This window comes from Algoriphagus algorifonticola (assembly GCF_007655305.1).
GTDB lineage: Bacteria > Bacteroidota > Bacteroidia > Cytophagales > Cyclobacteriaceae > Algoriphagus > Algoriphagus algorifonticola.
The window spans coordinates 104315-112632 of sequence record NZ_VLOG01000053.1; the positions used below are offsets into that span (position 1 = coordinate 104315).

Here is an 8318-nt window from a genome sequence, read left to right on the forward strand (position 1 = left end):
TATCAATATCGCATGGACTTTCAAACTGAAATAGACCTGTTACCACGTTTGGTCATTGCCGTGGTGCTGGGCATAATAATTGGCATTGACAGGCAAATGCATGGTATTGAAGCCGGCATACGCACTTATGCAGCCGTGTGCCTGGGTGCAACTTTAATAACAATCGTTAATTCGCACATTGAGGTGGGCGATCAAACCCGCATTGTAGCGAACATTGTTTCCGGTATCGGTTTTTTGGGTGCGGGCATTATCTTCAGGGATTCCTCCAATAACTCTGTTTCAGGCCTGACAACAGCGGCCACAATTTGGGCTACAGCCGGAGTAGGCATAGCGGTTGGTTATGGCATGTATTATATCAGCGTTACCGGAACGCTGCTAATCACCCTGCTGCTCGTTTTGCATCACTTACCTATTTTGAAAAAATACAATAAGCTACAAAAATGAAAAAACTACAAATACAAATCCCACTCATTCTTCCGAAAGTACAGGATGAAAAAGATCAGTGTGTGGAGAAACTGATCAATGCCCTACAGGATACAGAGGGGCTGGAAAAGGTACATGTGGCTGATGAAACCGACAATGGTGTGCCACAGCTCTGCTTTCACTACAATCCTGAATTAATCTCTATCAATAGCATTCAACAAATAGCCAAGCGTACGGGAGCGGAGATTGGAGAAAAATACGGTCATAAATTAATTGAGGTGGAAGGTATTCGCCATGTCAGACACGCTAGAAAAATTGAAGCGTCACTCAACAGGATGGATGGTATTCTACAGGCTGCGGTTTCTGCATCCGGAATGATAGGAATAGAGTTTGAAACCTCAAAAATTAATGAGGAGAAGATCCTGACAGCTTTGCGCAAAGAAGGGCTCGATATTCTTGTCACTGATGTAGATGTGGAACGGTATATTAAAATAACGGGAGTAGATCAGAATGAACCCGATCAAAAAGAACATGACCATCCGGATGGTGAAGAAGATCATGGGCACTCTGATGGTGGTATTTTCGGAAAAAACACAGAGCTGATCTTTTCCATTATCTGCGGTGCATTTTTGGGTATAGGTTTCGGCCTTTCCTATGTAGATACAATTCCTTCCTGGGTCAGCCTTTCACTTTACATCGGGGCATATTTCTTTGGTGGATATTTTACAGCTAAGGAAGCCATCCAAACGGTTGCCAAGGGCGGCTTTGAGATTGATTTCCTTATGCTCGTGGCAGCCATTGGTGCAGCCATCTTGGGTGAATGGGCAGAAGGCGCATTACTGCTGTTCCTCTTTAGCATGGGGCATGCGCTGGAACACTACGCCATGAACAAGGCAAGGAAATCAATAGCTGCTTTAGCTGAACTCACGCCTAAAACAGCATTGCTCAAGAGAAATGGTAAAACAGAAGAAGTTGGTATAGAAGAACTGAAGATTGGAGACATCATCGTGGTGAAGCCCAATAGCAAAATCCCGGCTGATGGGGTAATCGTCAGCGGTACGAGCAGTGTAAATCAGGCTCCGATAACCGGGGAAAGTGTGCCCGTAGATAAACAGCCAGTGGATGATCCTGATAAAGACTGGTCGCAGGAGGATGATATCAAAGACCAGAACCGTGCTTTTTCCGGCACCATCAATGGCAACAATACACTGGAAATCAAAGTCATCAAAGAGGCAAAAGATTCTACGCTTTCTCGGTTGGTGAAACTGGTAAACGAAGCTCAAACGCAAAAATCGCCTACCCAACTGCTTACTGATAAGTTTGAGAAGATTTTTGTGCCTTCAGTTTTGGCCCTCGTGGTGATTTTGCTTTTTGCTTTTCTGGTGATAGATGAAACATTCAGTGAAAGCTTCTATCGGGCCATGGCTGTGCTGGTAGCTGCAAGCCCCTGTGCTTTGGCCATTTCCACCCCTAGTGCAGTGCTCAGCGGAGTAGCCAGGGCTGCGAGAGGTGGCGTACTTATCAAAGGCGGGCGACCACTGGAAGACCTGGGAGTGCTTACGGCTTTGGCTTTTGACAAAACAGGGACCCTTACAGAAGGCAAACCAAAGCTTACCAAGGTGGTTGCTCTACAAGATATTGGCGAAGATGAAATGCTGAAAATAGCAGTGGCAGTAGAAGGATTAAGTGACCATCCTTTGGCTAAAGCTGTGGTGCGAGACGGCAAAGAGCGATTGAAAGGTACTGATATTCCTGAGGCAAAAGACTTAGAAGCCGTTTTGGGAAAAGGAATTAAGGCTTCTTTAGGAAATGACAAAATCTATATTGGAAACTTGGATTTGTATGAAGAACTAGACGATAAAAAACCATCCAATGAAATAGAGGAACAGGTCAAAAATCTGGAATCAGATGGTAACACCACCATGCTCATCAGGCAAAATGACAATTACATAGGCATCATTGCCCTGATGGATACCCCGAGAAAAGAGGCCAAAGAAACCTTGAAGCAACTGAAGAAAATCGGCATCAAGCGTATGATCATGCTTACCGGTGATAACCAAAAAGTAGCCGATGCGGTAGCCAAGGAAATTGGCCTTACAGATGCTTGGGGAAGTTTGCTTCCCGAGGAAAAAGTAGAAGCCATTAAAAAACTCCGCAAAACAGAAGACAAAGTAGCTATGGTAGGCGATGGTGTAAATGATGCTCCGGCCATGGCCAACAGTACAGTGGGCATTGCCATGGGAGCAGCGGGAAGCGATGTAGCCCTGGAAACAGCAGATATTGCATTAATGGCAGACAAACTGGAAACCTTGCCTTTTGCTATCGGCCTGAGCCGAAAAGCCAAAGGAATTATCAGGCAAAACCTTTGGGTGAGTTTGGGAATCGTTGCGATTCTGATTCCCTCAACCATTTTAGGATGGGCCAATATAGGTATTGCGGTACTGATTCACGAAGGTTCTACGCTGGTGGTGGTGTTTAATGCGTTGAGGTTGTTAGCGTATAAGAAATAGAAATTTAAAAGTTGGCACTGGGCAGTTGCCAAAAAGAAAACAGTTGGCGAGTAAGCTGCTGGCGTGCTGATTTAATGGCTGGATAGTAAAGGACTGACCTGGCGATTAGAGGGGATAGTTTTCGTCTTTGTGATGCGAGGGCTGTAAAAATTTTGAAATTGGCTAAATGAAAAGTAAAAGAAATCCCAATGCAATATCTGAAAAAGGGTTAAAAACCACCCTGACTGGTATTGTTGGAAGTGCACTATTGGCTATTGTAAAAGCATTGGGAGGCATTTTCGGCCATTCCTATGCCCTGATTGCGGATGCCATAGAATCCGAAGCAGATGTCTTTACCTCTACCATGCTGTGGGTTGGCTTGAAGTGGTCGGCAAAGCCCGCTGACGAAAATCACCCCTATGGTCATGGAAAAGCCGAAGCGTTAATTGCTTTGGTCATTCCCTGGCATTGGTAATAGCTACTTGTATTGTCATCTGGGATAGCTGGCTGCACATTATAAAACCGCACAAAACCCGGCTCCTTATACACTTATCATCTTGGTGGTGGTAATAATGACTAAAGAACTTTTGTACCGCTATTTACCGAAAATGAGAACTGAAATCAATAGCCGTGCAATAAAAGCAGATGCCTTTCTCCACAGAAGTGATGCCATCACTTCTGCGGCTGCCTTCATAGGGATTTCCATTGCAGTGATTGGCGGAGAGGGTTATGAAGTAGCTGATGACTTTGCTGCCCTCTTAGCAGGTGGGTTCGTCATTTACAATGCTTATGGCATTGCTCGTCCCGCTACTGGTGAACTGTTAGATGAAGCCCTGGAGCCTGGACTTCAGGAGGAAATCGCTAGGATTGAAGAGAACGTAAATGCTGTGCAGCACGAATAAAAGTGCCATTCCCGGAAAATGGTCACTGGCTACCATGTTGATTTACATATCTGGATCAATGGTGAATTGACGGTAAAACATGTCCATGATATAGCCCATGAAATAAAGGACAAAATAATGAAAAAGTACCTCGTGTATTGAATGTACATATTCATGTGGAGCCAAATTCATCGCAAAAAGAAAGTTGGAATGATCAAAGAACTCGAAAATAAACTCAAGGAGAAGGACATCCGGCCAACCGCCATGCGGCTGTTGGTGCTGGAAGCCCTGACCATTCAGGAGGCAGCCATCAGCCTTTCTGACCTGGAAAAAGCATTTGAAAAGTCAGACAGGGTTACACTATTCCGCACCCTGAAGACCTTTCAGGAAAAGGGACTGGTGCACAGTATAGATGACGGTACCGGAGCACCTAAATACGCCTTATGCGAAGAAGGCTGTGAATGCAATATTGAACGGGATTTGCACGTACATTTCCATTGCCGGGTATGCAGTGAAACCTTCTGTTTGCCCAAGTACAAAATCCCTGAAATTGACCTGCCCGGTAAGTTCATAGGTGAAGAAGCCAACCTGGTGGTAAAGGGTATTTGTGGTAAGTGTGCAGGATGAAAATTGCAATGACTGTGCATTGTGTTTACACGTATTTTCAGGTAGGTACTTAACAAGATGAGATTCAATACTCATAATCATGTATGCCCCACGAACTTCTTAAAGCAATCACTATGGACGAAAACAAAATCACTTGCAAGCTCACTACTCTGGAGCTGAGGTTAAGAAAAGCTACTGTGATAGCTTCCTTAAAAGAGATGGTATTAGAAAAACAGGAACTTGTCAACGGGTTCAGGTACAGGTTTGATGGCTCGGATCAAACGCTGGACCTAATCAGCGACTTCATCAAAACCGAACGGCTTTGCTGTGACTTTTTCACTTTCAGTCTTACGGTTGCCGGGCCAAGATCTCCTATCTGGCTTGAACTATCAGGGCCCGGTGGAGCAAAAGCATTTATCGAAAACGAGATAGAATTCTAGATTTAACCCAAGCCGAACATGACCACCTTACTCACCGGTACCATCATGCTCAGTCTCCTGCACGGTCTGATCCCCAGCCATTGGTTGCTTGTGCTGGCACTGAAAGAACGGTTTGGCTGGCAAGGTAGCAAGACGGTTCGCATTGCGGCTATGGCAGCTCTGGCTCATTCGCTGAGTACCTTTCTGTTGGGCGTGTTTCTGGGCTTATTCAGCCTTTCACTGGCAGAAACGCTTAACAGTTACACCCGTTGGGTCATTCCTGCTTTGCTCATTGCCATAGGGTTCTATTTCATCATCCAACACCACAGACACCATCATTTTCACTTCAATGAAAAGCAAAAGCTGGACCAGGCCGGAGCAACACAAGTAGTGACCTTGCTGGTATTTATGATGTTTCTTTCCCCCTGCCTGGAAATTGAAGCCTACTTTCTGATGGCAGGGACTCATGGATGGCCGATGATCCTGACCGTGGGCTTGCTCTACACCATCGTTTCCGTGTTAGGGATCACCTTTTGGGTGTACCTCGCCCAGAAAGGCCTGCACCGTTTCAACTGGCACAGGCTGGAGCATAATACCGGGCTGGTTTCGGGGTGCATCCTCATTGTCACGGGCATCATTTCCTTTTTCACACATTAAAACAGACAAGCGTATGACTAATACTAACAATATAGACAACAAAGCCTGCTGCAGCACCGACCAGCATCCGGACAAACCAAAAAAGCAGGAGGAAAAAACCTCCTCCAGTTTCCTGCAAACCTGGGGAAGTGGTATTGTAAGCCTTGTCATTCTGCTTGCAGGAATAGCCGCTGATCAATGGGGACAGCCTGCATTTTTCCAGGGATGGATCCGCATAGGCTGGTATGTGCTGGCCTATTTGCCTGTGGGTTGGCCGGTATTGGTCAAAGGCTGGAAGTCCATACTGAAAGGTGATGTGTTCACTGAATTTTTCCTCATGGGCATAGCCACTCTGGGAGCTTTTGCCATAGGCGAATATCCTGAGGCGGTGGCGGTGATGCTTTTCTATGCCATCGGGGAGCTGTTTCAGGATGCAGCAGTGAACAGGGCCAAACGCAACATCAAAGCCCTGCTGGACATACGCCCGGATTCGGCCTCTGTATATAGAAGCGGGCAAATGGTGTCCGTACACCCGGAAGAAGTACAAATTGGGGAAACCATACAGGTGAAACCCGGAGAAAAAGTACCGCTCGATGGGGAAATGATCAGTGAAAAAAGCAGCTTCAATACTTCCGCCCTGACTGGTGAAAGTAAACCTGCCACCTACAACAAAGGAGAAAATGTGCTGGCTGGGATGGTGAATCTCGACAGGCTGATTGAGCTGAAAGTAACCAGACGGTTCAACGAAAGTTCACTTGCCCGCATCTTGGAGCTGGTGCAGAACGCCACCGCCCGCAAGGCAAAAACCGAGCAGTTCATCCGTAAGTTTGCACGGGTTTACACACCCATTGTTACCTTTCTGGCAGTGGGATTGACCTTCCTGCCTTACTTTTTTGTAGAAAACTATGTGTTTGAAGACTGGCTTTACCGGGCATTAATCTTTTTGGTGATCTCATGTCCCTGTGCGCTTGTCATTTCTATTCCACTTGGTTATTTCGGAGGGATTGGGGCAGCTTCCCGCAAAGGCATCCTGTTCAAAGGTTCCAACTTTCTTGACCTCATGACCCAAGTAAATACCGTGGTGATGGACAAAACAGGCACGCTTACCAAGGGAGTGTTTGAGGTTCAGAAAGCAGTGACCATGGACGGAATCACCACAGATTGGCTGAGTTTGGCGGCAGCAATGGAAAGCAAATCCACCCATCCCATCGCAAAAGCCATTACAGAGTATGCTAAAAAGCAGGGCAAAGAAATTTCAGAACCCGAGCAACAGGAAGAAATAGCCGGGCACGGTCTGAAAGGAAAAGTAAATGGCAAGCATGTGCTCATCGGCAATCAAAAGCTGATGGACAAGGAGGGGATCGTTACCTGTGCTGATGCTGCCGGAGAGGTTAATACCGTCATCCATATAGCCGTTGACCAAAAATATGCCGGTTACCTGGTGATAGCAGATGAACTCAAAGAGGATGCTGCCCAGGCAATCAATGCCTTACACAAATCAGGAGTTCGGGAACTGATCATGCTATCAGGAGACAAGGATGCTGTGACTCAACAAGTAGCAAAAACACTGGGTATAGACAAGGCTTTTGGAGACTTGCTGCCCGAGCAAAAGGTGGAGAAGGTGGAAGAGTTGAAAAAAGACGCCAACCGTGTCATCGCCTTTGTGGGTGATGGCATCAATGATGCCCCCGTATTGGCCTTGGCCGATGTGGGCATGGCCATGGGAGGCCTGGGCAGTGATGCCGCCATCGAGACGGCCGATGTGGTCATCCAGACCGACCAGCCCTCTAAAATTGCCACTGCCATCCAGATTGGCAAACAAACCAAACGGATCGTATGGCAAAATATCAGCCTGGCCTTTGGGGTGAAGCTCATTGTGTTGGCACTGGGAGCCGGAGGCCTGGCTACCATGTGGGAAGCTGTCTTTGCCGATGTAGGTGTGGCGCTGTTGGCAATATTGAATGCCGTGAGGATACAGAGAAACTAAGAATACTTTAAGCCATGAAAATAATAAACTCAGTTTTTAAATGTCTGAAATTTATAACCACCTATATGAAGATTTAGAGGACAAGCTTAGAATGATTGATCTGGAAGAGGACAACATTCTCAAAAAATCAGAGCAAAGCTTTCAAATAGCCCTTCGGGCAATTAATCAGTTGAGAGATAACTTGCAACAAAAACCGCTGGTCTCACAAAACGATGAAATCTCGTTTTTCAAGGAGATCAAACCCAAGTTCATCAGCAAGCTGATCTATCATCTGAGTGTGTTCAATATCGAAACTAACAAACCCAAACGGAGGAATCAAGGTAAAACGTAAATACTATCAGAATGAGCTAGACAAGCTCAAACGGTATTTTGATAATAACCTGGAATTTTACCGCTATTACCGTACCCACAGCAACTACCTAGACCACAAGTATTTTGTCCGTGGCAAGCAAGATATACGCTTAACCCTTGATTCATTTTTTTTCGAGACTGATCCAAATTTCTCTACCAGCCACGATTTCAAGGTTTCTAACATTCTTGCAAATGATTTGCTCAATGTCTATCTGGAAGATGAGTTGAACAAGCTGAGCTTGACAGATTTAAACAACGGAAAAACACAAGTCGAACCGAAGGTGAAAATGACATGGACAGACTCCAAAGTAGCGCTGATTGAGCTGATGTACGCCCTCCATGCCCGTGGGGTTTTTAACCATGGTAGAGCAGACTTGAAAGAAATTTCCAAATGTATGGAAGACACTTTTGGAGTTGATTTAGGACAATACCACCGCACATTCCTCGAAATACGTATCAGAAAGACAGGAAGGACAAAATTCCTCGATTCACTTCATGAAAGCCTTATCCGTAGAATGGATGAAGC

At 45.8% G+C, this 8318-nt stretch carries 11 protein-coding genes; all 11 read left to right on the forward strand.

From position 1 onward, the window contains the following. Nucleotides 1-12: 12 nt before the first annotated feature. The gene (locus FL972_RS14610; protein ID WP_144606376.1) at nucleotides 13-444 is read left to right on the forward strand and encodes an MgtC/SapB family protein; all 432 of its coding nucleotides are present in this window, start codon (nucleotides 13-15) and stop codon (nucleotides 442-444) included. Then, complete coding sequence (locus FL972_RS14615) at nucleotides 441-2933, forward strand: heavy metal translocating P-type ATPase (RefSeq protein WP_144606378.1); 2493 nt, start codon at nucleotides 441-443, stop codon at nucleotides 2931-2933. The genes FL972_RS14610 and FL972_RS14615 overlap by 4 nt, the downstream gene beginning before the upstream one ends. 166 nt (nucleotides 2934-3099) lie before the next feature. Beyond that, entirely contained in the window at nucleotides 3100-3387 is a 288-nt protein-coding gene (locus FL972_RS19685) for a cation diffusion facilitator family transporter (RefSeq protein WP_262710908.1), read from the forward strand. 97 nt (nucleotides 3388-3484) lie between these two features. Further along, nucleotides 3485-3814, forward strand: a complete 330-nt coding sequence (locus tag FL972_RS19690) for a cation diffusion facilitator family transporter (protein ID WP_262710909.1) — start codon at nucleotides 3485-3487, stop codon at nucleotides 3812-3814. Nucleotides 3815-3832: 18 nt separating this feature from the next. Then, a complete protein-coding gene (locus FL972_RS19605; protein ID WP_250161365.1) occupies nucleotides 3833-3955 on the forward strand; it encodes a cation transporter dimerization domain-containing protein in 123 nt (40 codons plus the stop codon). Nucleotides 3956-4003: 48 nt separating this feature from the next. Then, nucleotides 4004-4420, forward strand: a complete 417-nt coding sequence (locus tag FL972_RS14625; RefSeq protein ID WP_144606380.1) for a Fur family transcriptional regulator — start codon at nucleotides 4004-4006, stop codon at nucleotides 4418-4420. A 113-nt stretch (nucleotides 4421-4533) separates the two neighbouring features. Further along, nucleotides 4534-4839, forward strand: coding sequence for a hypothetical protein (locus FL972_RS14630; protein ID WP_144606382.1), 306 nt, complete (start codon nucleotides 4534-4536; stop codon nucleotides 4837-4839). A gap of 18 nt (nucleotides 4840-4857) precedes the next feature. Next, nucleotides 4858-5475: a hypothetical protein gene (locus FL972_RS14635; protein ID WP_144606384.1), complete on the forward strand. Its 618-nt coding sequence runs from the start codon at nucleotides 4858-4860 to the stop codon at nucleotides 5473-5475. A 13-nt stretch (nucleotides 5476-5488) separates the two neighbouring features. Beyond that, complete coding sequence (locus FL972_RS14640; RefSeq protein ID WP_144606386.1) at nucleotides 5489-7441, forward strand: heavy metal translocating P-type ATPase; 1953 nt, start codon at nucleotides 5489-5491, stop codon at nucleotides 7439-7441. Nucleotides 7442-7481: 40 nt separating this feature from the next. Then, entirely contained in the window at nucleotides 7482-7772 is a 291-nt protein-coding gene (locus FL972_RS19695) for an RteC domain-containing protein (RefSeq protein WP_262710910.1), read from the forward strand. Continuing rightward, nucleotides 7717-8318 (forward strand): RteC domain-containing protein (locus tag FL972_RS14645; protein ID WP_262710911.1); only part of this gene is annotated, 602 nt, incomplete at its 3' end. The genes FL972_RS19695 and FL972_RS14645, both read left to right, overlap by 56 nt.

Bases quoted from the DNA above. Each gene is read 5' to 3' on its own strand.
- FL972_RS14610 (WP_144606376.1), top strand. From the start codon at position 13: ATGGACTTTCAAACTGAAATAGACCTGTTACCACGTTTGGTCATTGCC.
- FL972_RS14615 (WP_144606378.1), top strand. From the start codon at position 441: ATGAAAAAACTACAAATACAAATCCCACTCATTCTTCCGAAAGTACAG.
- FL972_RS19685 (WP_262710908.1), top strand. From the start codon at position 3,100: ATGAAAAGTAAAAGAAATCCCAATGCAATATCTGAAAAAGGGTTAAAA.
- FL972_RS19690 (WP_262710909.1), top strand. From the start codon at position 3,485: ATGACTAAAGAACTTTTGTACCGCTATTTACCGAAAATGAGAACTGAA.
- FL972_RS19605 (WP_250161365.1), top strand. From the start codon at position 3,833: ATGGTCACTGGCTACCATGTTGATTTACATATCTGGATCAATGGTGAA.
- FL972_RS14625 (WP_144606380.1), top strand. From the start codon at position 4,004: ATGATCAAAGAACTCGAAAATAAACTCAAGGAGAAGGACATCCGGCCA.
- FL972_RS14630 (WP_144606382.1), top strand. From the start codon at position 4,534: ATGGACGAAAACAAAATCACTTGCAAGCTCACTACTCTGGAGCTGAGG.
- FL972_RS14635 (WP_144606384.1), top strand. From the start codon at position 4,858: ATGACCACCTTACTCACCGGTACCATCATGCTCAGTCTCCTGCACGGT.
- FL972_RS14640 (WP_144606386.1), top strand. From the start codon at position 5,489: ATGACTAATACTAACAATATAGACAACAAAGCCTGCTGCAGCACCGAC.
- FL972_RS19695 (WP_262710910.1), top strand. From the start codon at position 7,482: ATGTCTGAAATTTATAACCACCTATATGAAGATTTAGAGGACAAGCTT.